This window comes from Desulfobotulus sapovorans DSM 2055, assembly GCF_059569355.1.
Genome location: NZ_JCANVJ010000003.1, coordinates 81,495 through 106,999, shown reverse-complemented (window position 1 = coordinate 106,999; position 25,505 = coordinate 81,495). Strand labels below are relative to the sequence as shown.

Genomic DNA, 25,505 nt, shown 5'->3' with positions numbered 1-25,505 from the left:
CCAAAGGACGGCGTACCCCGCCGAAGGTTTATGAAAAACCACGCAAAAGGCCACATCCAGGATACCTGCACCTTTGAAGATCCCGCTATCGCCCGCCAGCTCTTTGGCGAACACAACAAAAACCTCCACCGTATTGCCGCAAGCCTTGGCATCACCCTCCATTCCAGGGGAGAAACCCTCATGATGGAAGGGGAGGCCAGTCAGCTCGGTCTTGCCAGAAAGATCCTCGACCAGCTCTACGGACTGCTGCGCAGCGGTTATCCCGTCTACCCCAACGATATTGATTATGCGGTACAGGCCCTTCAGGCCAACGAAAAAACCGTCCTGAAGGACATCTTCCTTGATACCATCTATGTAACCTCCAAGAAGCGCTGCGTTACCCCCAAAAACCCCCACCAGAAAACCTATATCGACGCCATCCGCACCCACGACATTGTCTTTGGTATCGGCCCTGCGGGGACAGGGAAAACCTATCTGGCCATGGCCATGGCCGTAGCCGCCCTTGCCAGGGGAGAGGTCAACCGCGTCATCCTTACCCGGCCTGCGGTGGAAGCCGGTGAATCCCTGGGCTTTCTTCCGGGCGATCTTGCGGAAAAAATTGACCCGTATCTCAGGCCCCTGTACGATGCCCTGCACGACATGATGCCCTTTGAAAAAGCCGAAGGGCTGATTCAGCAGGGCGTCATTGAGGTGGCTCCCCTGGCTTTCATGCGGGGCCGTACCCTGAACGACGCCTTCATCATCCTGGATGAAGCCCAGAACACCACGGTGGAGCAGATGAAAATGTTCCTTACCCGTATCGGTTTCAATTCCAGAGCCATTGTCACAGGGGATGTGACCCAGATCGACCTGCCCACCCGGAAAAAATCCGGTCTGCTTCAGGCCATGGATATCCTTCAGGGGATTGAGGGCATTGCCTTCACCTTTTTTGATCAGAAGGATGTGGTGCGCCATCACATTGTCCGGCGCATCATCAATGCCTATGAAAAACTTCAGGCAAAGGAGAACGGTACGGAGCCCCTCCGTCCGGAGACCGCATGACAAAATCTTCCGAACGAAAAAAGGCCCTGAGCCGCTTTCTCGGAACCCACAACGCCATCCGCCTGGGCCTGCTCTTCCTGATTCTGCTCATCTTCTCCCTGCTCATGGTGCCCGGCATGCCCATCCTCCATTACACTCTGGAGGTCGGCGATGTGGCCAACCGGAATATCAAGGCTCCCAGAGATTTCATCATTGAAAACAGCGAGGCCACAGAAACCAACCGGCGGCAGGCTGCAGCATCGGTACTGGCCGTTTACGACCTGGACATGGAAATGGGCAGCAAAATCCTTGCCGGTGTTCAGGCAGGCTTCCGGGAAATGCGTAAAATCCTTACAGAGGCTCTGCCCCCTCCTGCGGAAGGCATCACCCCGCCCTCTCCGGAGACCCTGCGTTCCCAGAAACTCATGGCTGCCCGTCCCCGTTTTGAAGCCCTGCTGGGCATTCCCGTCAATGAGGGTGCCTTCCGGCTTCTGGAAAAGGAGGGCTTTTCCCAGGATGTCGAAGACAAAATCGTGGAAATTCTGAGGGCCATCTTTGAAAACGGGGTGGTGGCCAACAAGACCCTGCTGCTGGATGAACTGGATCGGGGGGTCACCCTGAGAACCCTGGTCACGGGTACGGAAACCACGGAAACCAACCTGCGCCGCTTCTACGGCCCGGATCAGGCCCTCACCATGGTACGCATCGTGGGCGAACCCCTCCTGCGGGGAACCAACTACAACCTCATCAATCTCATGGTGGATCTCACCCAGCGCCTGATCCGGCCCAATATCACCCTCAACCGCAGCGAAACCCAGAAAAGGGAGCAGGAGGCCATTGATCTGGTCAAACCCGTACTCTACCAGATCAAGGCCGGAGAAATGCTGCTCCGGGAAGGGGAGCGGGTCACCCCCATCCATAAAATCAAACTGGATGCCCTGTCCTCCCAGATCCGCACCCAGGATATTTTCCGGAACAATGCCGCAAGTGTACTGTTCGGGCTTTTTGTTCTGCTCACGGGATACTGCCTCTGCTTCCGCCGTCCTCTGGGGCAAAGCCGCAGCCCCAATAAAAACATGCTTTTTCTCACCTGCATGCTCATCAGCGTACTGTCCATGTCCAAGGGCTTTCAGGTTTTCACAGAGCCCATGGTCACGGAATCCGTCATTTTTTCTTCCCAGGCCCCCCTGCTCATACTCCTGCCTGTTGCGGGTGCCGCCATGCTGGTCTGTCTCTTTTTCGGTATGACCCAGGCCCTGCCCTTTGCCCTCATTCTGGGCAGCCTCTGCGCCATCATCATGCAGGCGGATTTTTCCCTGGCCCTTTTCTTTATCCTCAGCAGTGCCATGGCCGCCTACTGGCTGCGGGACTGCCGGGAACGCAAGGTCTTTGTCAAGGCAGGATGGAAACTGGGACTCTTCCATGTTCTGCTCGCCTTCGGACTCTTCCTGCAAATGGAGGAACTGTCTCCGGAACTCATGGCCTGGACCCTGATCCTGGCCTTTACGGGAGGAATGCTTTCCGGTATTCTCACCGCAGGCGTTGCACCGCTTCTGGAAATCCTCTTTGACTACACCACAGATATCAAGCTGCTGGAGCTGGCCAACCCGGAACAGCCCCTCCTCCGGCGTCTCATGCTGGAAGCTCCGGGAACCTACAACCATGCCATGATTGTGGGAACCCTGGCAGAAGCTGCGGCTTCGGAAATCGGAGCCCATTCCCTTCTGGCCCGTGTGGGCGGTTATTATCACGACATCGGAAAGCTTTCCAAACCCCTTTATTTCATTGAAAATCAGGGGGGTGGCAAAAACAGTCACGACAAACTGGCCCCTTCCATGTCCGCCCTCATCCTCATCACCCATGTGCGGGACGGAATCAGCATGGCACGGCAGCACAAACTGGGCGAAGCCATCACGGACATCATCGCCCAGCACCACGGTCGCAGCCTCATCAAGTTTTTTTATGAAAAGGCCAAGACCCTGAAAGGGGAAACGGATACCATCAACGCGGACGACTACCGTTATCCCGGCCCCAGACCCCAGAGCCGGGAGGCCGCCATTGTCATGATGGCCGATGTGGTGGAAGCCGCCTCCCGTACCCTGGAAAACCCCACAGCAGCACGCATTCAGGGTCTGGTTCAGAAAATGATCAACAATATTTTCTCGGATTCCCAGCTTGATGAGTGTGACATCACCTTAAAAGACCTGCACAGAATCGCCCGCAGCTTCAACAAAATTTTAAACGGCATCTACCACCACCGCATTGAATATGCGGAAAGCGCTGCCCCTGGCGGAAAGAAAAAAAATGGTCATACAGATCGACAACTCCCAGAACCGGATGCCCCTCAACGAGAAACATCTGACGGAAAAAGCGACGCGCATCTTAAACGCCTTGGGATGTCCTGATGCCGAACTCTCCCTGCTTTTTGTGGAGGATGAGGCCATACGGGAAATCAACCGGGACTACCGTCAGAAAGACGCGCCCACCAATGTGCTGGCCTTTGCCATGAACGAAGGAGAATTCAGCCAGATCAATCCCGACCTCCTTGGAGATGTGGTCATTTCCACGGAAACGGCCTTAAGGGAAGCTGCGGAATGGGAGATGGATCCTGAGGTGCGCCTGACCCAGCTTCTCGTTCATGGCATTCTCCACCTTGTGGGCTATGATCATGAAGAAAGTGCTGAGGCCGAAGAACGCATGGAGGCCAAAAGCACGGAACTGGTACGTATGCTGGAAAACAACGACAATCTTGCAGGATGGCTTTCCCCCTGACCCCAGCCCCAAGGAGGTTTCCATGCCCAGACTCGCCGTAAATGTGGATCACATCGCAACCCTCAGGGAAGCACGGAAAACCAATTATCCGGATCCCGTTGCCGCAGCCATGATTGCCGAGGTCTCCGGTGCCGACGCCATTGTGGTGCACCTCAGGGAAGACCGCCGCCATATCAAGGAAAGGGATGTCCGCATCCTCCGGGATACGGTGCAGACCCGTCTTATTCTGGAGATGGGGGCGACCAGCGAAATGCTGGAATTTGCCCTGGAAATTCTGCCTGATTTTGTGACCCTGGTTCCGGAACGACGGGAAGAACTTACCACCGAAGGTGGTCTGGATGTCATCACCCACCAGCGTCACGTCGCCCAGGCCGTGGACACCCTGAAAAGTGCCGGCATTCCCGTCTGCCTTTTTGTGGATCCGGACATTGCCCAGGTGGAAGCCAGTCTGGCTGTGGCTGCGGATGCCATTGAGCTGCATACCGGCCTGTTCTGCGACACAGGCAATGCCAGAATCCGGGAAAAAGCCTTTGAAGCCATCCTTGCAGCCGCCCGCAGGGGCCGGGAAATCGGCCTGGGAGTCAATGCGGGCCACGGGCTCTGCTACCGTTCCATCCTGGCCTTTAAGGGTGTCAGGGAAATTGAGGAATACAGCATTGGTCACAGCATTGTCTCCCATGCCTCGCTGGTGGGCATGGAGAGGGCCGTAAGCCGCATGGCCGCCCTGATCCGGAACCTTTAACCATGTATCCATTGATCAGCAGCAGCGACATGGCGGCCCTGGATCGCAGCACCATGGAAGATTTCGGACTTCCCGGCCGCATCCTCATGGAGACCGCAGGCCGGGAGTCTGCCCGTATTCTGGCATCCCTGTATCCCCCCGTCTCCGGAAAGCGCATCCTGGTACTCTGCGGCACGGGGAACAACGGCGGTGACGGCTGGGTGGCCGCCCGCTATCTTCTCGGCTGGGATGCGGATGTCCGGGTACTGCTCGTGGGAGATCCGGAAAAATGCAGTCCGGACAACCGCATCAACCAGGAGCTTTACGAAAGGGCCGGAGGCCGCACCCTGCCCGCACAAGATCTCTCCCGTCTGGAAGAACACAGACAGGTTCTCCACCATGCCCGGATTGTTGTGGATGCCCTTTTCGGCATCGGTCTGGATCGGGAAGTGGGGGGGATTCATGCCGCCCTCATCCAGCAGGTGAATGAACGCGGGGTGCCCGTCATCAGCCTGGATATCCCCTCGGGTATCCATGGGGATACGGGACGCCCCCTGGGCAGGGCCATCGCTGCTGCCCACACCGTTACCTTCGGTCTTGCCAAACCGGGCCTTTTCCTCGAACCGGGCCGCAGCCTGAGGGGAACCCTCCATGTGGTGGATATCGGTATTCCTGCGGTGATTCGCCAGGGGTTTCCCGCCTCACTGGGGCTTGCAACAGCCTCCTGGGCAAGGGAGCAGCTCCTTCCCCGGCCCAGGGGCAGCCACAAAGGGCATTTTGGGCATATTCTCCTTGTGGCCGGAGCTCCCGCCTCCCGCGGAGCCGCCGTTCTGGCATCCATGGGAGCCTTGCGGGCCGGAGCCGGTCTTCTTACCCTGGCCGTACCGGAAACAAGCCTTCCCCTGCCCGCCCTGCCTCCTGAAGTAATGGTGCACCCCCTTGCCGGAAACGCGCAGGGCTTTTCCCAGGGTGCGGCTTTGGATCTTGAAAGCAGAATTCCCGGAAAAACCCTGATCGCCGCAGGCCCGGGTATGGGAACGGGGGAAGAGGCGGCCCGTATCCTGTCCCGCCTCCTCGCTTCCGACCTTCCCCTGGTGCTGGATGCCGATGCCCTCACCCTCCTGGCCCTGCATCCGGGTCTCATGGAAGCCCTCCGGCGACGTGCGGCCCCAACCGTCCTCACCCCCCATCCCGGTGAAATGGCACGGCTTTCCGGCCTCAACGTTCCGGAAATCCAGAAAGACCGGGTTGCCGCAGCCAGAAATTTCAGCACAAAAAACCGCTGCCACCTTCTTCTGAAAGGTGCAGGAACCCTGGCGGCAAGGCCCGACGGTTTCTCTGTCCTCAGCACCTCGGGGAATCCCGGTATGGCCACGGGAGGTTCCGGGGATGTCCTCTGCGGCATCCTCGCGGCCTTCATGGCCCAGGGCATTCCTGTGGAAAATGCCGCAGCCCTGGCAGCCTTTGTCCACGGAAGGGCCGCCGATCTCATGCATTCCCGAAAAGGCCCCTGGGGCTACCTTCCCTCGGAAGTGGCCGCAGCAATTCCCGCAGCCCTCGCCCTGCTGCAGAACCCCTCCGCCCTCCCGGAAAACGATCTGCCATGAGCACCCCACCGGAAAGTATCTGGCTTGAAAGCCCTTCCAGCGAAACCACCTTCGCCATGGCCCTTGCCCTGGGTCGCCTCATCCAGTCCCCCTGCCGCATGGCCCTTTCCGGAGATCTGGGAGCAGGAAAAACCCTCTTTGTCCAGGGGCTGGCCCAGGGGCTGGGAGTACCGGATACGGTCTATGTCACAAGCCCCTCCTATGCCCTCATCCACAGCTATACGGCACGTCTGCCCCTTCACCATGCCGATCTCTACCGTCTTTCCCACAGCGATGAAATTTTCGATATCGGTCTTCCTGAGCTTCTCGCCTCCCCTGCGGTCACCGTGGTGGAATGGGCCGAACGCATGGAAGATACGGAAATATTTGACCTGCGGATCGACATTGAAATTCATGGAGAAACAGGCCGAAAACTCCATGCACGGGCCTCTGGACTTCATTTTCAGGATCTGCTAAGGAGCTGGCAACAAGTCTGCCCTCCGGCATAACGCCGGTATGGATACCTGAATCCAAAGTCCTTGCCCTCAAGGCCCGGGATTTTTTTTGGCTCCCGCATCCGAAAAATCTTTCTGGCAGCCGTTCAGGGAGATAGGGGTATCCGGCTTACAACCTCATCTGTAACGCCTCGAAGGAGTGGTGCACATGGCACTGATCGTACAGAAGTACGGTGGCACCTCCGTGGGCAATATTGAGCGTATACGCAATGTTGCCCGCAGGGTAGCCCAAACCTATGATACCGGAAACCAGATGGTGGTGGTTCTTTCCGCCATGTCCGGTACCACTGACAACCTGATCCGTATGGCCCATGAAGCCTCTGAGCGACCGGACAAACGGGAGCTGGATGTGCTTCTTGCCACAGGGGAGCAGACTACCGTGGCCCTTCTCGCCATGATGCTCAAATCCATGGGCTACAGGGCCACCTCCCTTCTGGGCCATCAGGCCGAAGTCGTGACGGACTGCTCCTGCGGTTCTGCCCGCATTCTCAATATCGGTGCCTCCCGCATCCGCAGTCTTCTGGCAGACGGACAGATCGTCATTGTTGCAGGCTTCCAGGGTGCGGACATCAATGGCAATATCACCACCCTGGGCCGGGGAGGTTCCGACACCTCGGCTGTGGCCATGGCGGCCGCCCTCAAGGCCGATGTCTGTGAAATTTATACGGATGTGGACGGGGTCTATACCACAGATCCCAATATCTGCAAAAAAGCCCAGAAGCTTTCCAGAATCAGCTATGACGAAATGCTGGAAATGGCCAGTTTAGGGGCCAAGGTACTACAGATCCGTTCCGTGGAATTTGCCAAAAAATACAATGTGCCGGTGCATGTGAGATCGTCCTTCAAGGAGGAGGAGGGAACCATGGTAATGCAAGAAGATGCGGATATGGAACGTCTGGTGGTTTCCGGCGTGACCTGCAATAAGAACGAGGCCCGGATCACCTTAAGGGGGGTACCCGACCGTCCGGGGATCGCCTTTAAAATTTTAAATCCCATTGCCGAAGCCGGTATTCTTGTGGACATGATCATCCAGAACACCCGCTCCGGCAACATCACGGACTTCACCTTCACCGTACCCAAGACGGATATCCGGGAAGCCGTTGAAATCAGCCGGAGAGTAGCTGAGGAAATTGAAGCCGAGGAAGTGATGTCCGATGCCAACATCGCCAAGGTTTCCGTCATTGGCGTGGGCATGAAAAATCATTCTGGGGTAGCCTCCAGGATGTTTGATGCCATGTTCAAGGAAAACATCAACATGCTCATGATCAGCACATCGGAAATCCGGATTTCCTGTATTATCGAGGAAAAATATACAGAGCTGGCCGTTCGTGCCCTGCATACGGTCTTCGGTCTGGACAGACCCGAAGAAAACCTGACCTGACCCTCCCCCAATGCCATGAAACACTTTACCCCCGATCAGCTGCGCTTTGTGCTTCTGATCGGGGGGCTGCTTTTTTTCCTCGCTATCCTTCGCCTTCCATTTCCATAAGAATGCGCTCGGCTGCGGCCACAGGATCCGCCGCGTCCCGGATGGGACGACCAATCACCAGCATATCCGCCCCTGCCGTCAGGGCCTGCACCGGAGTCATGACCCGCTGCTGGTCATCCCCCGCCCCCAGATTCCAGAGGGGCCGGATACCGGGGGTTACAGCGAGAAAGGCCCTGCCACAAAGCGCCTTTACCCCGGAGACTTCATGACCGGAACAGATCACACCGGAAAGTCCCGCTTCCCTGGCCAGCACGGCCCGCTGCTGCACAAGATGCTGCATGGCATCCTCCCCCTTCACGACAAGGCCTGTCTCTTCCAGGGTTCCGATCCCGCTGCTGGTCAGCACGGTCACTCCCAGGAGCTGCATGGACTCCCCGGCCCCGTCCCTGGCCCGGCACAGCATTTCCCTTCCCCCCGCCGTATGCAGGGTGAGATAATCCACTCCCAGCTTTTTCAGATTTTTCACACTGCGCTCCACCGTCGCCGGAATATCATGAAGCTTGAGATCCAGAAAAATCCTGGCATCGCTTTTCTCCCGGATTCTGGACACAATGGAGGGGCCTTCCCCCAAGAACAGCTCCAGACCGATTTTCACCACCCCCACCTTTCCGGAAAGCAGGGTCAGCAGAGGGAGGGCGGAAGCAACATCCGGAAAATCCAGGGCAAAGATCAGACGGGAAACAGATGAAAAGGACATGACAAAAACTCCTGTATGAAAAAAATTTCCGGTAAAAACAGGCGTTGAGGCCCCCAGTATCCCAGAAAAAAACAGGCGGGTAAAGGCTTGGGAAAAAAGTCCTTCCCTCTCCGGCAATGGGGCTTGAATCCAAAGTCATTGCAATGTTATGAAGGCATGTTCTGCATCCCGGAAGGATACAGATACACCCAAAAAATACGGGGAACACAATGGAATCCAGTATACACTATGTCTCATCAGGTCAGTTTCTCGTGGCCTCCGGAAAGCAGCCCATCCTTCTCAAAGCCCTGCTGGGAACCTGCGTGGGCGTGACCATCTACGATGCCGTGGCAGCCGTGGGCGGCCTGCTGCACATCCTGCTGCCCGAACCTGTTTCCGGCTTTCCGGACACCCATCCGGGAAAATATGCCACCACCGGCCTGCCCGCCTTTCTTCTGGCCCTCATCGAAAAAGGCGCCCTGGTGGAAAACATGCGGGCCTGTGTTGCAGGCGGTGCCCTGGTGGGCCCCGTAAGCGAGCAGGACATGGCCCTCGACATCGGAGGCCGAACGGCGGAAAAGGTGCATGAACTGCTGAAGGACTGGAAGGTTTCCGTTGCCGCATCGGAAACCGGCGGTTTTTTCACCTGCACCCTGGAGCTGGATCTGGCAACCGGAAAAAGCCGTATCCGGCCCTCGGGGCTGCTGCGGGATCCCGAAGAGGCCTTCCAGTATACCCCCCCCACGGCAGACGCCATTGCGGCCAGTGTCAAGGCGCTGAAACCCATTCCCCAGGTGGCCCTGAAGGTGCTGCGGATGGTCACCTCCGAGGATGCAGATTTCAGGGATATCGCCCAGGAAGTCCGGCGGGATCAGGTCATTACGGCCCAGACCCTGAGGCTCTGCAATGCGGCCCTCTACTCCAGCCGCAACCAGGTTGCCTCCATTGACGATGCCCTCATCCTGCTGGGTCAGGAAACCCTGATCAAATCCATCATCTCCGCAGCCCTGAAGGACTTTTACAGGCAAAGTGAATCCATCTATTCCCTGTGCAAGGGAGGTCTGTTTCACCATGCCATCGGCACGGCCATTGTGGCGGAACGTCTGGCCGCCCATACGGGCATTGTCCATCCGGCCACGGCCTATACCGCAGGCCTGCTCCACGACATCGGCATGGTGGTGCTGGATCAGCACATCACTTCCGCCTGCCCCCTGTTCTACCGGGGAATGAAGCAGGAAAAACACCGCATCCTGGAGGTGGAACGCCGCATCCTGGGGGTGGATCACTGTGAAGTCGGTGCCAGACTGGGCGTCAAATGGGCCTTTCCGGAAAATCTCATTGAGGCCATCCGCTACCACCATGTCCCCGAAAAAAGCATGGACAAGGACAGGCTGGCCCATATCGTTCATGCCGCAGACCTCATCATGTCCCGCTTCCAGTCCGGTGTCTTTCCGGAATCCAGCAAGGGCAGCATCAGAGAGCGTCTGGCTGCCATCGGCATGTCTCCGGCTGATTTCGAAAGTTTCATCGACTCCCTGCCCATGGATGTCTTCAGCATGCAACCGGAAAACGCCCTTTACCAGAAACCCGGCTCTTCCCGCTAAGGGCCCGTACGAAAAGGTTCCCACGCCCCCATGACCCTTGCCATCCAGACACTGCTGCGTACCCTTCCCGGAGTGGATACCCTTCTGATGGAACTGGATACCCGGAATGATTTCGCAGCCCTCCCCCACAACCTGAAAACCCGGATCATCCGGCAGGTTCTGGAAGAAGAGCGCAGAGCCATTCTGGACGGAAAGGGACAGGACAGGCCCTGCCCGGATCCTGCCCTCATCGACCGGATCCAGAAAGCCCTGCGGGCGGCTGTCAGCCCCAACCTGAAACGGGTCATCAATGCCACAGGTGTCGTGGTGCATACCAATCTGGGCCGCTCCCTGCTCTGTCAGGCCGCCCTGGAACGGATACTGGAAGTCGCCGATCACTACAGCAATCTGGAATTCAGTCTGGAAAGCGGCAAACGGGGCCTGCGCTATACGGCGGTCTCCTCCCTGCTTACGGAAATCACCGGGGCCGAAGCGGCCATGGTGGTCAACAACAACGCCGCCGCCGTCCTGCTCTGCCTCGATACCCTGGCCCGTGGCCGGGAGGTTATCGTCTCCCGGGGGGAGCTGGTGGAAATCGGAGGCTCCTTCCGCATTCCCGATGTCATGGCCAGAAGCGGTGCCCTCCTGAAGGAAGTGGGAACCACCAACCGCACCCACCTCAAAGACTATGAACAGGCCATCACGGACAATACCGGGCTGCTGCTCAAGGTGCATACCAGCAATTTCCAGATCCTGGGATTCACCTCCTCCGTTCCGGTTTCTGATCTTTCGGCTCTGGGCCGCAGCCGGGGTATCCCGGTCATGGACGATCTCGGTTCCGGAACCTTCATGGACTTTTCTCCCTATGGCATGAGCCGGGAACCCACGGTGCAGGAATCCCTGGCGGCGGGTTCGGATATCGTCACCTTCAGCGGAGACAAACTGCTGGGCGGGCCGCAGGCGGGAATCATTGTGGGCAGAAAATCCTGGATTGAAGCCATACGGGCCAACCCCCTGACCCGGGCCCTGCGCATCGACAAGCTCACCCTGGCAGCCCTGGAAGGCACCCTGCGCCTGTACCGGGATCCACGGGAAGCCCTGCTTGCCATCCCCACCCTGCGTATGCTCACCCTGTCTGAAAATGTCTGTATCCGCAGAGCGGAGACACTCCGGGATCAGCTTCTGGCCCTGCGCCTTCCCGGCTTCGACATCCTTGTCCGGCCCAGCACGGCCAGAGCCGGAGGCGGCTCCCTGCCCACAGAAAATCTGCCCAGCCGCTGTGTCGCCATCCGCAGCACCACCCTTTCCGCCGCAGCCCTCGAACGCAGGCTCAGGGCCGCAAGCCCTCCCCTCATCGGGCGTGTGGAGGAAGATCATTTTCTCATGGATGTCCGGACCCTTCAGGAAGGAGAAGAAGACATCATCGCCGCAACCTTTCAAAGCCTTTTCGGGCCAGATATCCACAAGCGGCCCCTGGAGAAGGAAACCCCATGAAACAGCATGTCCTGACCCAGGAGCTTTCCGATTCCTTTCTCCGGAGCAATGGAACCCCGGCACCTCCTTCCTGCACCTGTGCGGAGGAAACCTGCCCGTGCCCCTGTCCGGTCACAGCCTTTTCCTCCCCGGAGACCCTCACCCCCTTCCTCAGTCAGAAGCCCTGCCCCCCCTTCAGCCTTCTTGCCATCCACATGGACGGGGTAGATGCCAGATGTCCCGGCTTTCTCACGGATATGCTGGGCACGCTTCAGGAAGAAATTCCCTGTATCCAGGCCCTCTTCCATGAGCAGAGCATCCTTTTTCTGCTGCTGCCGGAAAGCGCCCCGGAGGAAGCGGCACGCCTTTTCTCCCGAATCCAGGCCCGCAGGACGGAAGCCCCCGTCAATGCCGGTCTTTTCCAGCATCCCCTTCCCGGCTTCCCCCCCGACCAGGCCCTGACCTGCGCCAGGAAAGCCCTGGCCCACAGCCTGCTCCTTGGTCAGGGACAGCTGACATCCTTTGATGCCGTGAGCCTCAATATCTCCGGAGATGAAGCCTATCACGAAGGACGGATCCAGGATGCCATCACCGAGTATGAGGCGGCCCTGACCCTGGATCCCGACAATGCCAATGTCCTGAACAGCCTTGGGGTCTGCTTTGGCACACTCCAGGATCATGACAGGGCACTGACGGCCTTTACCCGCAGCTTTCAGGCAAAGCCCACGGAAGCCATGGCCCTTTACAATCAGGGCCTGATCCATGAGCTCAGGGGGGACACCACGAAAGCCAGAACCTGCTTCGAAAACGCCCTGCCCCTGGAACCGGACTGCTTTGCCTGCACCTTTCATCTGGGCCGCTGCCTCATGGATCTGAAGCAGGTTCCGGAATCCATCGGGATTCTGGAAAAAGCCAGAACCCTGAGGCCGGAAAACGGCCCGACCCTGGGCCTTCTTGCCGAATGCCATCTGCTCTGCGAGGACATCCCCCGGGCCTTTGCCCTCTTCCGTCAGGCACTGAGACGGATGCCCAGAGATGCGGCCATCCTCTCTGGTCTGGGGGCCTGTTTTGATGCCAAGGGAGAAAACCCGGACATTGCCGCCACCTTCTGTGAAGAAGCCCTGAGCCTGGAACCGGACAACGGACTTTTTGCCCTCCGTCTGGCCCGTATCCGCCTGCGCCAGAAACGAGAGGAAGAGGCCGCAGCCCTTTTTGCCCAGGCCAGAAATGCCGGATGGCCGCTGAAGGAAGGGGAGGATCCTGACCGGAGTCCTTCCTCCCCCTGAAGTCCGTCAACAGAAAACCGCTGAAAATCCGGTCACAGGGCAGAAAGGGTCAGCCCCGGTCTGCCTGTGGCCTTCATTTCCATATGTCTTACACCGAAAGGGAAAACCACCATGCCCATCTATGAATATCACTGTCAGACCTGCGGTAAAAATTTTGAATCCCTGGTCATGAAAAAGGATGAAACTCCGGGGTGTCCCCACTGCAACGGAGAAAATGTCCAGCGTCTCATGTCCACCTGCGGCTTTGTGAGCAAGGGAAGCGGCGCAGGCGGCGAAGCAACCGTTACCCGCAGTGCGGGCACTTCCGGATGTGCCGGATGTTCCGCCACCTCCTGTGCCGGATGCGGCTCCTGACCCCCCCTCTTCCCTGGAACAAGACGGCGCTCAGGCCATCGGCTCTGTCCGCCATGGCTCCACAGAACCTACGAGGATTGTTTTGATGAAACCCGGAAAAGTGTATCTTGTCGGCGCAGGCCCCGGAGATCCCGGCCTTTTCACCCTCAGGGGCCAGGAGTGCATGGCCCGTGCCGGTGTCGTCATCTATGATTATCTGGCCGCCCCCGCCCTCCTGGCCCTGGCCTCCAAAGATGCGGAATGCATCTATGTGGGAAAAAAGGGAGGGGATCACACCCTTTCCCAGGAAGGGATCAACCAGCTCATCGTGGAAAAGGCCCGTACGGGCCGCAGTGTGGTGCGTCTCAAGGGCGGCGATCCCTTCATCTTTGGCCGCGGTGGCGAAGAGGCGGAAGTTCTCCGGGCAGAAGGCATTCCCTTTGAAATCGTTCCCGGTGTCACCGCAGGGATTGCGGCAAGCGCCTATGCGGGTATTCCCCTCACCCACCGCAAAATGACCGCCACCCTCGCCTTTGTCACAGGACATGAAGACCCCACCAAGGAGGATTCCCGCATCGACTGGGAAGCCTTAAGCCGGGGCATCGGCACCCTGGTCTTTTACATGGGCGTGAAAAACCTGCCCCTGATCACGGCAAAACTGCTGGAACACGGCCGCGCCCCCGAAACCCCCGTGGCCCTGATCCGCTGGGGCAGCACCAGCCGTCAGGAAACCGTTACCGGCACCCTCGTCACCATTGAGGAGGAAGTCCGGAAAGCCGGTCTCAAGGCACCGGCCATCATTGTGGTGGGAGACGTGGTGGATCTGCGGGCAAACCTTGCCTGGTTTGAAAGGGAAAGACCCCTTCTCGGCAAACGGATTCTCGTGACACGGGCCAGGGAACAGGCCAGCGACCTCCTCCACAAGCTTACGGAACTGGGGGCCCACTGCATTGAAATGCCCACCATCCGCGTTGAGGAACCGGAAGACAGAAGCGGTCTCGATCAGGCCATGGAAAGGCTTTCCGACTACCAGTGGCTGGTCTTCACCAGTGTCAATGGGGTGAAGTATTTCTTCAAAAGACTTTTTGAGAAGGGGCTGGACGTGCGGGCCCTGCATCAGGTCAAAACCGCCTGCATCGGGCCTGTGACTGCGGAAAGACTTCGCGATTTCGGAATCCGCTGCGACATTCTGCCCGAAAGCTACCGGGCCGAGTCCGTTGTGGAAGCCTTCAGAAACGTACCCATGACCGGACAGCGGGTGCTTCTTCCCAGGGCGGAAGAGGCAAGAAGCGTTCTGCCCGATGCCTTAAGGGACATGGGCGCAACGGTGGATGAAGCCACGGCCTACGTCACCCTTCCGGTAACGGATCAGACGGCGGAACTCATCGCCATCCTTGAAAAAAAGGGGGCGGACATTGTCACCTTCACCAGTTCCTCCACGGTGAAGAACTTCAAAAGCCTGATTCCGGAAAACCGCTTTACGGAGCTTACCGATACCCTGAGGGTGGCCTCCATCGGGCCTATCACCTCGGATACGGCCAGAGCCTCGGGATTTTCCGTGCATACGGAAGCTCTGGAATACACCATTCCCGGTCTGGTACAGGCGCTCTGTCAGGACTGGGGAGGAGATTTCCAGCCATAAACAGCAAAGGGGCGGAGACAGCAGGCCGCCCCTTCCCCCAAAAAACACCGTCTCATCCCCCCCGTCTTCTTTACAGGCTGAACAACGGGAATCTTGTACCTTTCCAGCTCATGGATAAAACGGGATGCCCGATGTTGCCCTGACAGGAACCATCACAACAAAAAAACCATATACGGATGACCCTTCTCCGTATTTTCAAACCACCAGATGGCCTTTTTTTCTCGCAATCGTAATGGTTGCTTCTGTGCCTGAATTGAACTCCAAAAAATCCGATTCTATTCCATCGCTGAAAATCACGCCCTTCTCCGACATATGGGATTCAAGAATGAGAGGCTGATGTTGGGTTATTTTACCGAAAATGATCTCGGCTCCGGATGTCTTGCTTGGCCAGGGTTCACGCACTGAGAAATAAAGATAGTCCGCATCCCATTCAACGGGTATTCCATTGTTAATCTTCACGGGTCGTTCCAAAAGGCCTGAAACAACTCCCGTTGCTCCGGCCAGGATACTTCGCAACCAGCCGGTTGATCCAAGGCCTGTTGACACAATGACCCCGCTTGATGAGTGCTGTTCCATCTTCTCACCAATCCGAATCGAGTACCGGGCTGACGCATGGCTACGTGGCCCAATAAACAAATCATTTACAGCCGACAGACTCTGGCCATTGTTCAGTCTTGCTTCCGCCATCGTCACATCGGCTACAGGCCTCTTCCTCGCAAACACCTCAGGCATGACACGGTTCAGATCGGCCAGCGTGAATGGCAACAGCACGCCCTCCCATCTCCGGACATCCGGATTGACACCAATGAGCAGCTGACCGTCAAGGTACTTAAGGACATTTGCCACCAGACCATCCTGCCCAATGGCAACTACGGTATCCATTGGCCCAAAGATAAAGTTTGGGATAAATGCACGATCCACAACCTGGACGCGACCATGATGGGAAAGAATGTTCTCCGCATCCCGGACGGCTTGTTTGTAGACCTGATCCTCCCTCTGATAATCGGAGAAGTCCGCCCCCAGATGCTCGACGTAGAACCGCGCCTGATCCTCGGTGTTAAACCGGGCAGTCAGCTCATCTAAACGTGTACGCCTGACGATTACAACGATCTTGTTTTCTGTCCGTCTGTCCATCACCTGGCACTGTCCCGATGAAGCAGTTCACGCAGTAGATCAGGTGACACATTCAGCTGACCGATTTTTTCGGCACTTTCCGCGAGTTCCCTGAAAGCAAGAGCAACGAGCTGTCCTGGCTCCATGCCGACACTGGCCAATGCCTGAAGCGTTTTCGGATCCGTACCGGATAGCGTTTTCATCACAGCGGCAATGGCATATGCCTTTGAGTCTGCTTCCTCGCGGGCGTTGGCCACAGTCAGCGCAACAAGCTGCTTGTTCTTCTCCTCTATCGCAATCCTGGCCTCCATCTCCGCCTCTCTGATCTCGCGTTTCTTCTGCTGGACGGACTTCTCCGCATCCATCTGCGCTTCTTTGATCTGCCGCTTCTTGTTCTCAACGGCAATTTCCGTGTTGAGTTCGTTTTCCTTAATACCCCGCTCTTGTTCCACGGCCGCATTACGGCGGGAATAAAGGGCCTCATCCGCTTCGCGAAGGATCTGCTCCCGTGCCTCCGCTTCAAGTGCCCGCGCAGTCTCAGGAGTGGGTTTGATGGCAAGAATGGAAAGACCAAGAATCTCAATGCCTAAAGAGGCAATGGCTTCAGCGGACTGGAGTCCTTGCCGGAGGGAAGCCACGAGATCATCGGATTGTCCCAGCGCTTTACGGAGCTGAAGCGACTTCATTGATGCCCGTGTCAGAACCTGTGCGTGGTTGATGAGTCTCAAAGGAAGCTTCTTCGGATCATCAGAGGCGTAGTCCTTTCCGTTGGATGCCAGCGTGAAGTTCATGAGCTGCGAAAGCTTTTTAGGATCCGCAATCCTGTAGGTCAGCTGCCCTTGCACCGTTACTTCCTGGAAGTCGGCAGTGACTTCATCAAAAATGAAAGGCACATCAACACTGCCGATGGGAATACGGACAAGAGAGGTTGTCGGAGAAAAGCAGAAAAAGGAAAGCCCGGCACCTTCGCGAACGACCTCACCGCGCTTAAACTGAAGAACAAAATCCGTTGGTTCAACCTTAATAAAACGTATTCCGAACACGTTTCCTCCTTTTCTGTTGTTTCAGTTTTCTGCAGGCAGACGCAAAGCGCACGGGTAGGGGATCGCTCGCTGAAAACCTGCCCCCTGGATCTGATCTACAGACTGAAAAACCGGAACCCCGCCCCTGCCACCGTATACACCACATGGGAGGATACCGTAAGTTCCGGCCACTGGGCTTTAAGATCACGGGCATAGCGGCCCACCTGTTCCACGTCTTCTGGCCTTGGATCTTCCATCTTTTCAAAGTCCAGCTCCGCTGCTTTCTGGCGGGAAAGGTGCTTAAATTCCAGCACATGGGCTTTTCCCTCAAAGCGGCTTCCCGGCCTGCCCATGGCTTCAAAATCGCTGCGGCCCGAAGGACGGTTCACCTCAATGGCAATGAAAAGGTGACGGGCAAGGAAACGGGCGCACAGCTCAAAAAAGGTGGTGCGGAAAAAGTTCTCGTTGGCTTTATCAAAGGCCTGGGCCGGAATCTGGCCCACATAGGTTTTCCAGTATCCGGCAAAGAGTTCGGCCATGTCGCCCTTTTCGAGAAAAGCCTCGAAAATTTCGGCGTATCCGCTGGAAACATCAATTTTTTCAAGCTCGTTGAAGTATTCCGCAAATATCCGCTTGGTGCTCAGGTTGGGAAAGCCCACCCGGAACTCCCCCTTAAAGGTCACCATGCCGAGATAATAAAGGCTGATGGGCAGAAATTCCGGAGAAAAGAAGCGGTTCATGCTGAACCGGCTCCTCAGCAGGGTAAGGTCTGCCCTCAGAGTACCTTCCAGCATGAGGTGTTCCAGAAGCTCCCGTGCAGGATGATCGCCCCCTGCCAGCCGCCGCAGCCAATCTACACTGACCCGCAGGTTGTCGTCCATGGTTTCAACGGGAATTTTCCCCTTCCCCAGCACAAGATCATTGAGGTAAAAATTGCAGATGGTGGAATTGTAAAGGGGGTTTTCGGCATCGGGCAGAAGACGGTAGCCATTGTAGTGGGTTTTCAGATCTTCCAGCACACGGGCTTTAAGACTTTCAGGGAAAGCCTCTTCCTTAAAAATGGCATCCACATAGGCTTCCACCTCAGCTTGCGTAAACCCCAGCATCTCCAGAACATGCTCCTTGAGGGTAATGACCTGCCCGATATTAAAGCCGCTGGTGAGATCATCCATGGTTACGGGCAGCACGCCGGTGATAAAAACCCGCGCCACAGAGCCTTCCCCCACACCGGCCTTGATGACCTTGTAAAAGGAACGCAGGAAGGAATCCCCCGTGGTTAGGGCATTGTACAGTCTGTCCTGACGGGTGGTGAGGAGCTGGTTGGTGAAGTTGTCGTATTCATCAATGAGGATGTGCACAGGGGGAAGTGTTGTCATCAGAACCCTGCTGAAAAGAACTTCCAGGGTTTCGGATGCGGATCGGGGGGTGAAGAGATCAGAGAACTTCCCATAATCGGCATATTTTGTGGCAAACTTTGAAAACGCCATGCGACAGACCAGATCAAAGGAGGCTTCGATTTCCTCCAGGCTGTCACTGGCCCTGACCTTGGAAAAATCAAAACGCAGTACCAGGTGGCTGTTTTTAAGGGGAGAAGGAGTACGGCCAATGTCCGTATGCCCGAACAGGATGGCAAACTGATCTTTACGCTGAATATCGTAATAGCATTCCAGAATGGAGCACCAGAGGCTTTTCCCGAAACGCCGGGGCCTGAGAAAAACCGGAACCTCGTATCTTTCCAGCTCATGGATAAAACGGGTCTTGTCCACAAAATGGTAGTTTTCATGAACAATTTTTTCATAGCTTGCCACGGCATAGGGGATTTTTCGGGTCATTTTTCACTCCATTCTCCCTCAAGGGGCCAGACACCTTTTCCTCTTTTCTTTTGATTACCACTTTGCTTCAGCTATCGCTTCCATGCTCCTATCATCCCTATCGTTCCCACGCTCCAGCGTCTTGAACCAAAGGAACACTGTCATGACCCAAAAACCTGTGCGGCATCCAAAAACCGGATACGTTCCATCTTTTGGTACGGATCTTCCCGGCGCTTCGACGATACCCATTTCCCAGAGAAAGGATTGCCGAGGATACTGGCCCTGGGCGCAGGAGCGCCCGGTATTGCGTTCCCACGCTGGAGCATGGGAACGATAGCTGAAGAAGGGTGGTAATCAAAAAAGAAAAAGGACAAAAGGTTAAAATCCTGCGAGACGCAACCCCAGGTAGTCGTTGCGATAATCCGCCCCGCGCCTGAATCGACTGCCCGAACGGCAATCCATGGCGTAATTACCCCAGCCACCGCCCCGATCGACGCGGCGGTCGCTGCTTGCCGCATATACGGGATCCATTCCGGGCAAGGCCTCATAATCACTCTTATACACATCCTGAACCCACTCCCACACATTGCCGTGCATATCATACAGCCCCCAGGCATTGGGTTTAAAAGAAGCCACCTTGACGGGGGTTTTTCGGTAACTGCCCTTGGGGCATCCGGATAAGGGATAATTCCCGTCATAATTGGCATCACTCGTGGAAAGGCAGGTTCCAAAGGCAAAGGGCGTATCTGTTCCCGCACGGGCCGCATACTCCCATTCGGCTTCCGTGGGCAGGCGTACTGTTATGGCTTTATCCATAGCATTCAGTTTTTTTATAAATTCCTGAACCTCATTCCAGGAAACACTCTCCACAGGGCAGTCTTTACCGCAGTTTTTAAAATTGGAAGGATTCTTTCCCATCACCCTTTCCCACTGCCCTTGGGTCACTTCTGTGCTCATCATGTAAAACGCTTTGGAAATCTTAACCTGGTGACGCTTTTCATCCTCATCCCGCCCCGGCTCATCTGACGGAGACCCCATCCAGAACTCCCCGGCAGGAATGCGTACAAAGGTCATCCCCAGAGAGTTGGTAAGTTTATCCCTGGACGAAGACAGGGCCGCAAGCCGCACGGAAAGATTCCGGTCTTCCCCGGAAGCCAGATCCACCCACTCCTGCCATGTCTCATGCCCCGAAGCTGCTACCTCCACATGGTAGCGGCCCGGCTCCAGTCCCATGCCCTGGGAAAACACAGGGGAAATGTTCAGTATCCGCACCCGCGCATCCAAAGGCTCGGGATGCACCCAGAGCCTTGCCCCTGAAGGCTGTGAGGCAACAAGGCGGGCATAGACGCTCACCATACGGCCGGAAACCGCCTGGATTTCCTGCTCATGGGCCGCATAGCCCGCCATTTCCACACGCAGGCGGTGCCTTCCCTCAGGGAGCGTCACATCTTCCAGGGGCAAAACGCCCACAGCCCGGCCATCGAGAAAGACCCCGGCTCCCGTCACATTGCCCTCCACCTTAAGGCGGGGCGGGGAAGAGACGGGACGGGGCGGTGGCGATGGAGCGGAGGCAGCCATATGAAACACAAAATCCCCCTGATCCAGTTTCGGGTCACGGATCTTGCCGTACTGAGGCGTCTGGCCCGTTCGGTAATGCTGCACCTGCTTTCTCAGATACATCCCCAGCTCCGTTCCCGTCACATAGCCATCCTTATCCAGATCCGCCTCCCCTTCCAGGGCGCGGATAAAGGAAGGAACAAAAACACTTTCCGAAGGCACCGGCTCATCCGCATCCCCGGCGCTGATGAACTGACGCACGGGTCTTACCGTGGATGCGGAAATATCCGGCGGGACGGGGGGAAGATCCCGGCTGCCGAAAATGGTTCCGGAAAAACAGGAATCAAAGACAAAAAGGGCATGCTTGGCCTCGATCTCACGGGCCCAGGCCATGATCCGGGTCATGGGCAGGGCTTTTCTCAGAAACTGCCGTTCTTCCCTGCGGGGATCGGGGGCATCCACAGGCACCAGATAACCCGCCTCTCCGCCCTTCCGGGTATGGCCATGGCCCGCAAAAAAGAAAAGCAAACGGTTTTCCGGCTCATAGCCATAGTCACGGATAAAATCCTTAAAGGCATTTTCAAGCCCTGCACCATCGGGGTTCATCACCACCTTTACCTGAAAGCCCCGTGCTTCCAGAACCTTCCGGATATCCTCCAGCTCACGGGGGATGGTGTGCAGGCTGGGCCAGCCCGCCGTATACCGGGAACTGCCGATGAGCAGGGCATGGCTCTCCTTGTACAGGGAAAGGGTCTGGCCGCTTCTGTCCTTCACAGCCTTAAACCCCCGGCTGTCCGTTGAGGCCAGGGCCACTCCCCCCAGCATCCCCACACAGACAAGACAGAAAAGGATCTTCATGACATAGGTGCGCGACATGATCGCCATGGATGCTCCCTCTTTTAACGGACGGATCTTCAAAACTTTCTTCAATGACCAGCGAAAATGTTGCAAAGCCGCAGCCTTTCGCCCGGTACCGACGGTCTGATGGAAAAAGCCCAAAGGTATACCAATCCGCCGCCCCTGTCATCCGTATTTTCCCCCGGAATCACCGGAAAAAGCCACGGCCCCATGAGCGGTTCCGCCTTCTCCTTCCCATCAAAAAATCTTCCTGCTATGGTGCGTAAAAAAACAGCAACCATATCCCGCGAATGCCCCATCCAGCCTCCCAGACGGAAAGGATCTCCATGCAGCCGAAAAAATACCTTCCTGCCCTTTTGTTCCTCTTTGCCTGTTTCTTTCTGCCCTCTGCCCTGGCCCAGACGCCGGACTGGAGCCGCGACGGGGTTCGGGAACAGCTCTATCCCGCTGCCACCTTTCTCACAGGCTTTGCCTCGGAGGTGAACCGGGAGAACGATGCCGCAGAAAAAATTCTGGAGCGGGTCTCAGACCTTGCCCGCGCCCAGCTTGCGGAATCCGTACAGATCAGCATCCGCTCTGAGGTGGAAAACGAGATGGAAAGACAGGGAGAAGATTTTTCCTCCCGTTTCCGCAACACCTACTGGTCCGGCTCTGCCATGGACATTGTGGGCCTGCAAATGGAAAGGGCCTACGACCCGAAAACCCGCACGGCTTACGCCCTGGCCTGGGCCAGACGGGATGGGGTGCAGGCCTATTATGAAAATCAGGTGAACCGTAAGCTTCAGGAAGCGGAAACCCTGCTCCAGCGGGTTCAGGAAGCCTTAAAAACTGATCTTCCCGCAGCCATGACCGGGGTGCAGGAAGCCCTGCTTCTCCTGTCCCAGGTTTCCCAGGCCCAGGGGATACTGCTGGCCCTGAAACCCAAAGAGGATGCGGCCAGAGAAGCCCGGTCTGAACGCAGCCTCCGCCTGCGTACCCGGTCGGAAACCCTGCTCCGCACCCTCCAGCAGGGAAAGGGCCACAGCCTTGAAGATGCCAGCTTCTTTCTCACCCAGGCCCTTGCCGGACAAAAGCCCCGGCCCGAAACCCCTGTACGCATCCTCCACTTCACCTGGCAGGATTCGGGGATTCCCAGTCCCCTGTCCCGTACCTTTCTGCCCCTGCTGCAAAGCCGTCTCCTGACGGCCTCTTCCTGGAAGGTGCTGGCCGATGCCGGGACGGCATCCAAAGTCTCTCTGCTGGAGGGCAGTTTCTGGGAGGAAGGTTCGGACATCAAGATTGTCAGCCGCCTGAAAAGCCCCTCAGGACAGATCCTTGCCGCATCCGAAGCCTTTGTGCCCAAAGCCTGGCTTGAGAGCCGGAAACTCAGCCCCCTGCCGCCGGATCTGGAAAAGGCTGCCGCCCTTCAGGGCCTCCTGAACCGCGATGCCATCGTGCGGGGAAACCTGCATCTGGAGGCCTGGATCAGCAAGGGGGATGCCAGTCTCCTTTTCACGGAAGGGGAAACCATGAAAATCTATGTGCGGGCCAACCGGGAGTGCCATATCCGCGCCACCTATCATCTGGCCACAGGGGAGAGTGTCCTGCTCCTCGACAATTATTTTATTCCTGCCGATCTCGTGAACCGGAATGTGGAAATTCCCGACGAATTTATCTGCTCCGCCCCTTTTGGGGTGGAAACCCTTCAGGTGAACGCCCAGACCCAGGCCTTTGAACCTCTGAAGATCCGGGAGAAGGATGGGTATGCCTATCTTCTGGATGTGAAGGATGCGGTGGCCAGTACGCGGGGCATGAAGAAAAAAACCGCCCAGACCGTGGAAAGGGCGGAAAAACGCATTGTCATCACCACCATGGCCCGGTAGCGGGGAGGCCTGACAGGAGGCCAGACCGCCCCCGTTCTTTACGGAGTACCGGGGAAACTGGGGCGGGATGAAGATCTGAAAAAAAACATTAAAAGGCCAAAAGGTTACAATGCTGCAAGGCGGAACCCCAGGCCGCCGTATCGATCATCCGCCCCGTTCCTGAGGCGAATGGCCGAACGGCAGTTCCTGGCGTAGCTGTACCAGCCGCCCCCCCGATTGACGCGGCTGCCGCTGCTTCCTGCATATAGGGGATCCACTCCAGGCAAGGTCTCATACTCTTTTCTGTACACGTCCTGAACCCACTCCCTCACATTGCCATGCATGTCGTAAAGCCCCCAGGCGTTGGGTTTAAAGGAGGCCACCTTTATCAGGCTTTGTCGGTAACTGCCCCTGGGGCACCCGGAGAAGGGAGAATTGCCGTTATAATTGGCCTCATCTGTGGAAAGGCAGCTTCCAAAGGCAAAGGGGGTATCCGTCCCCGCACGGGCCGCATACTCCCACTCCGCCTCCGTAGGCAGGCGCACCGCAATCGTTGTATCCAGAACATTGAGTTTTTGAATGAATTCCTGAACCTCATTCCAGGACACCTTCTCCACAGGGCAATCCCTGCCGCAGTTTTTGAAAGAGGAAGGGGTGCTGCCCATCACCCTTTCCCACTGCCCCTGGGTCACTTCTGTGGTCATCATATAAAACGCTTTGGAAATCCTGACACGGTGACGCTTTTCATCCTCATCCCGCCCCGGCTCATCTGACGGAGACCCCATCCAGAACTCCCCGGCAGGAATGCGAACAAAGGTCATCCCCAGAGAGTTGGTAATTTTATCTCCGGACAGAGGAAGGGCCGCAAGCCGGACGGAAAGATTCCGGTCTTCCCCGGAAGCCAGATCCAGCCACTCCTTCCAGGTCTCATGCCCCGAAGCCGTTACCTCCACATGGTAACGGCCCGGTGCCAGAGCCATGCCCTGAAAAAACACAGGAGAAATGTTCAGTATCCGCACCCGCGCATCCGAAGGCTCGGGATACACCCAGAGCCTCGCCTCTGAAGGCTGTAAGGGCACAAGACGGACATAGACACTCAGCATGCGACCGGAAACCGCCTGAATTTCCCGCTCATGGGCCGTATAGCCCGCCATTTCCACACGCAGGCGGTGCCTTCCCTCAGGGATCGCCACATCTTCCAGGGGCAAGACACCCACAGCCCGGTCATCAAGAAGCACCCCGGCTCCTGCCACATTGCCCTCCACCCAGAGGCGGGGCGGGGAAGGGACAGGACGGGGCAGAGGCGGAGCGGAGGCAGCCATGTGAAACACAAAATCTCCCTGATCCAGTTTCGGGTCACGGATCTTGCCATACTGAGGCGTCTGGCCCGTGCGGTAGTGCTGTACCTGCTTTCTCAGGTACATGCCCAGCTCCGTTCCCGTCACATAGCCATCCTTATCCAGATCCGCCTCCCCTTCCAGGGCGCGGATAAAAGAAGGGACAAAAACACTTTCCGAAGGCACCGGCTCATCCGCATCCCCTGCTGTAATGAACTGGCGCACGGGTTTTACCGTGGATGCGGAAATATCCGGCGGAACGGAGGGAAGATCCCGGCTGCCGAATATGGTTCCGGAAAAACAGGAATCAAAGACAAAAAGGGCATGCTTGGCTTCTATCTGTCTGGCCCAGGCCATAACCTGGGTCATGGGAAGGGCTTTTCTCAGGAACTGACGCTCTTCCTTACGGGGATCGGGGGCATCCACAGGAACCAGATATCCCACCTGCCCTTCCCTTCGCGTATGTCCATGGCCCGCAAAAAAGAAAAGCAAACGGTTTTCCGGCTCATAGCCATAGTCACGGATAAAATCCTTAAAGGCATTTTCAAGCCCTGCACCATCGGGGTTCATCACCACCTTTACCTGAAAGCCCCGTGCTTCCAGAACCTTCCGGATTTCTTCCACCTCAGCAGGTATGGTGTGCAGGCTGGGCCAGCCCGCCGTATACCGGGAACTGCCAATAAGCAGGGCATGGCTCTCTTTGTACAGGGAAAGGGTCTGGCCGCTTCTGTCCTTCACGGCCCAGAACCCCCGGCTGTCCGCTGAGGCGAGGGCCATCCCCCCCAGAACCCCAGCACAGACAAGACAGAAAAAGATCTTCATGACATCGCTGCGCGACATGATTCCCATGGATGCTCCTTTTTTTAACGG

Annotated in this window: 19 protein-coding genes; 13 read left to right on the top strand and 6 right to left on the bottom strand. The window is 57.0% G+C overall.

What is annotated here, in order from left to right; genetic code table 11:
* Nucleotides 1-30 precede the first annotated feature (30 nt).
* From BR04_RS04525 to BR04_RS04495, 7 genes are all read left to right on the top strand, one after another.
* Nucleotides 31-1,041 carry a PhoH family protein gene (locus BR04_RS04525; RefSeq protein ID WP_496354805.1) on the top strand — a complete coding sequence of 337 codons (1,011 nt, stop codon included), beginning with the start codon at nucleotides 31-33 and terminating at the stop codon, nucleotides 1,039-1,041.
* Entirely contained in the window at nucleotides 1,038-3,425 is a 2,388-nt protein-coding gene (locus BR04_RS04520) for an HD family phosphohydrolase (protein ID WP_496354804.1), read from the top strand. Before BR04_RS04525 ends, BR04_RS04520 begins: the two co-directional genes overlap by 4 nt.
* Nucleotides 3,325-3,792, top strand: coding sequence for an rRNA maturation RNase YbeY (ybeY, locus tag BR04_RS04515; RefSeq protein ID WP_496354803.1), 468 nt, complete (start codon nucleotides 3,325-3,327; stop codon nucleotides 3,790-3,792). Before BR04_RS04520 ends, ybeY begins: the two co-directional genes overlap by 101 nt.
* A gap of 22 nt (nucleotides 3,793-3,814) precedes the next feature.
* Nucleotides 3,815-4,534, top strand: coding sequence for a pyridoxine 5'-phosphate synthase (locus tag BR04_RS04510; RefSeq protein WP_496354802.1), 720 nt, complete (start codon nucleotides 3,815-3,817; stop codon nucleotides 4,532-4,534).
* Between the two features lie 2 nt (nucleotides 4,535-4,536).
* Nucleotides 4,537-6,120: an NAD(P)H-hydrate dehydratase gene (locus tag BR04_RS04505; RefSeq protein ID WP_496354801.1), complete on the top strand. Its 1,584-nt coding sequence runs from the start codon at nucleotides 4,537-4,539 to the stop codon at nucleotides 6,118-6,120.
* On the top strand, nucleotides 6,117-6,608 hold the full coding sequence (gene tsaE, locus BR04_RS04500) for a tRNA (adenosine(37)-N6)-threonylcarbamoyltransferase complex ATPase subunit type 1 TsaE (protein WP_496354800.1): 492 nt from the start codon (nucleotides 6,117-6,119) through the stop codon (nucleotides 6,606-6,608). The genes BR04_RS04505 and tsaE overlap by 4 nt, the downstream gene beginning before the upstream one ends.
* Nucleotides 6,609-6,762: 154 nt before the next feature.
* Entirely contained in the window at nucleotides 6,763-7,995 is a 1,233-nt protein-coding gene (locus BR04_RS04495; RefSeq protein WP_496354799.1) for an aspartate kinase, read from the top strand.
* Between the two features lie 82 nt (nucleotides 7,996-8,077).
* Here the strand turns inward: BR04_RS04495 and pyrF are convergent, their stop codons facing one another.
* A complete protein-coding gene (gene pyrF / locus BR04_RS04490) occupies nucleotides 8,078-8,800 on the bottom strand; it encodes an orotidine-5'-phosphate decarboxylase (RefSeq protein WP_496354798.1) in 723 nt (240 codons plus the stop codon).
* Between the two features lie 209 nt (nucleotides 8,801-9,009).
* Here pyrF and BR04_RS04485 point away from each other — a divergent pair, with 209 nt between their 5' ends.
* The 5 genes from BR04_RS04485 (at nucleotide 9,010) to cobA (ending at nucleotide 15,096) form a co-directional block, all read left to right on the top strand.
* Nucleotides 9,010-10,383, top strand: a complete 1,374-nt coding sequence (locus BR04_RS04485) for an HDOD domain-containing protein (protein ID WP_496354797.1) — start codon at nucleotides 9,010-9,012, stop codon at nucleotides 10,381-10,383.
* Between the two features lie 30 nt (nucleotides 10,384-10,413).
* Nucleotides 10,414-11,856, top strand: coding sequence for an L-seryl-tRNA(Sec) selenium transferase (gene selA, locus BR04_RS04480; protein WP_496354796.1), 1,443 nt, complete (start codon nucleotides 10,414-10,416; stop codon nucleotides 11,854-11,856).
* On the top strand, nucleotides 11,853-13,121 hold the full coding sequence (locus BR04_RS04475; protein WP_496354795.1) for a tetratricopeptide repeat protein: 1,269 nt from the start codon (nucleotides 11,853-11,855) through the stop codon (nucleotides 13,119-13,121). Before selA ends, BR04_RS04475 begins: the two co-directional genes overlap by 4 nt.
* A gap of 111 nt (nucleotides 13,122-13,232) precedes the next feature.
* On the top strand, nucleotides 13,233-13,475 hold the full coding sequence (locus BR04_RS04470; RefSeq protein ID WP_496354794.1) for an FmdB family zinc ribbon protein: 243 nt from the start codon (nucleotides 13,233-13,235) through the stop codon (nucleotides 13,473-13,475).
* 85 nt (nucleotides 13,476-13,560) lie between these two features.
* Nucleotides 13,561-15,096, top strand: a complete 1,536-nt coding sequence (gene cobA, locus BR04_RS04465; RefSeq protein WP_496354793.1) for a uroporphyrinogen-III C-methyltransferase — start codon at nucleotides 13,561-13,563, stop codon at nucleotides 15,094-15,096.
* A gap of 195 nt (nucleotides 15,097-15,291) precedes the next feature.
* Here cobA and BR04_RS04460 read toward each other — a convergent pair whose 3' ends face one another.
* The 4 genes from BR04_RS04460 to BR04_RS04445 all read right to left on the bottom strand — a co-directional run bounded on the left by BR04_RS04460 (nucleotide 15,292) and on the right by BR04_RS04445 (nucleotide 21,484).
* Nucleotides 15,292-16,230 (bottom strand): diacylglycerol kinase catalytic domain-containing protein, encoded by a 939-nt coding sequence (locus tag BR04_RS04460; RefSeq protein ID WP_496354792.1) that lies wholly within the window; start codon nucleotides 16,228-16,230, stop codon nucleotides 15,292-15,294.
* Nucleotides 16,230-17,252 (bottom strand): SPFH domain-containing protein, encoded by a 1,023-nt coding sequence (locus BR04_RS04455; RefSeq protein ID WP_496354791.1) that lies wholly within the window; start codon nucleotides 17,250-17,252, stop codon nucleotides 16,230-16,232. Before BR04_RS04455 ends, BR04_RS04460 begins: the two co-directional genes overlap by 1 nt.
* 95 nt (nucleotides 17,253-17,347) lie before the next feature.
* Nucleotides 17,348-19,063, bottom strand: a complete 1,716-nt coding sequence (locus BR04_RS04450; RefSeq protein WP_496354790.1) for an AAA family ATPase — start codon at nucleotides 19,061-19,063, stop codon at nucleotides 17,348-17,350.
* A gap of 357 nt (nucleotides 19,064-19,420) precedes the next feature.
* Nucleotides 19,421-21,484, bottom strand: coding sequence for an SUMF1/EgtB/PvdO family nonheme iron enzyme (locus BR04_RS04445; RefSeq protein WP_496354789.1), 2,064 nt, complete (start codon nucleotides 21,482-21,484; stop codon nucleotides 19,421-19,423).
* A 299-nt stretch (nucleotides 21,485-21,783) separates the two neighbouring features.
* Between BR04_RS04445 and BR04_RS04440 the strand changes: the two genes are divergently transcribed.
* Nucleotides 21,784-23,319, top strand: a complete 1,536-nt coding sequence (locus tag BR04_RS04440; RefSeq protein WP_496354788.1) for a hypothetical protein — start codon at nucleotides 21,784-21,786, stop codon at nucleotides 23,317-23,319.
* A 104-nt stretch (nucleotides 23,320-23,423) separates the two neighbouring features.
* On the opposite strand, the gene BR04_RS04435 is transcribed toward BR04_RS04440, so the two are convergent.
* The gene (locus BR04_RS04435; RefSeq protein ID WP_496354787.1) at nucleotides 23,424-25,484 is read right to left on the bottom strand and encodes an SUMF1/EgtB/PvdO family nonheme iron enzyme; all 2,061 of its coding nucleotides are present in this window, start codon (nucleotides 25,482-25,484) and stop codon (nucleotides 23,424-23,426) included.
* Nucleotides 25,485-25,505: the final 21 nt, after the last annotated feature.

Bases quoted from the DNA above. Each gene is read 5' to 3' on its own strand.
- BR04_RS04525 (WP_496354805.1), top strand. From the start codon at position 31: ATGAAAAACCACGCAAAAGGCCACATCCAGGATACCTGCACCTTTGAA.
- BR04_RS04520 (WP_496354804.1), top strand. From the start codon at position 1,038: ATGACAAAATCTTCCGAACGAAAAAAGGCCCTGAGCCGCTTTCTCGGA.
- ybeY (WP_496354803.1), top strand. From the start codon at position 3,325: ATGGTCATACAGATCGACAACTCCCAGAACCGGATGCCCCTCAACGAG.
- BR04_RS04510 (WP_496354802.1), top strand. From the start codon at position 3,815: ATGCCCAGACTCGCCGTAAATGTGGATCACATCGCAACCCTCAGGGAA.
- BR04_RS04505 (WP_496354801.1), top strand. From the start codon at position 4,537: ATGTATCCATTGATCAGCAGCAGCGACATGGCGGCCCTGGATCGCAGC.
- tsaE (WP_496354800.1), top strand. From the start codon at position 6,117: ATGAGCACCCCACCGGAAAGTATCTGGCTTGAAAGCCCTTCCAGCGAA.
- BR04_RS04495 (WP_496354799.1), top strand. From the start codon at position 6,763: ATGGCACTGATCGTACAGAAGTACGGTGGCACCTCCGTGGGCAATATT.
- pyrF (WP_496354798.1), bottom strand. From the start codon at position 8,800: ATGTCCTTTTCATCTGTTTCCCGTCTGATCTTTGCCCTGGATTTTCCG.
- BR04_RS04485 (WP_496354797.1), top strand. From the start codon at position 9,010: ATGGAATCCAGTATACACTATGTCTCATCAGGTCAGTTTCTCGTGGCC.
- selA (WP_496354796.1), top strand. From the start codon at position 10,414: ATGACCCTTGCCATCCAGACACTGCTGCGTACCCTTCCCGGAGTGGAT.
- BR04_RS04475 (WP_496354795.1), top strand. From the start codon at position 11,853: ATGAAACAGCATGTCCTGACCCAGGAGCTTTCCGATTCCTTTCTCCGG.
- BR04_RS04470 (WP_496354794.1), top strand. From the start codon at position 13,233: ATGCCCATCTATGAATATCACTGTCAGACCTGCGGTAAAAATTTTGAA.
- cobA (WP_496354793.1), top strand. From the start codon at position 13,561: ATGAAACCCGGAAAAGTGTATCTTGTCGGCGCAGGCCCCGGAGATCCC.
- BR04_RS04460 (WP_496354792.1), bottom strand. From the start codon at position 16,230: ATGGACAGACGGACAGAAAACAAGATCGTTGTAATCGTCAGGCGTACA.
- BR04_RS04450 (WP_496354790.1), bottom strand. From the start codon at position 19,063: ATGACCCGAAAAATCCCCTATGCCGTGGCAAGCTATGAAAAAATTGTT.
- BR04_RS04445 (WP_496354789.1), bottom strand. From the start codon at position 21,484: ATGGCGATCATGTCGCGCACCTATGTCATGAAGATCCTTTTCTGTCTT.
- BR04_RS04440 (WP_496354788.1), top strand. From the start codon at position 21,784: ATGCAGCCGAAAAAATACCTTCCTGCCCTTTTGTTCCTCTTTGCCTGT.
- BR04_RS04435 (WP_496354787.1), bottom strand. From the start codon at position 25,484: ATGGGAATCATGTCGCGCAGCGATGTCATGAAGATCTTTTTCTGTCTT.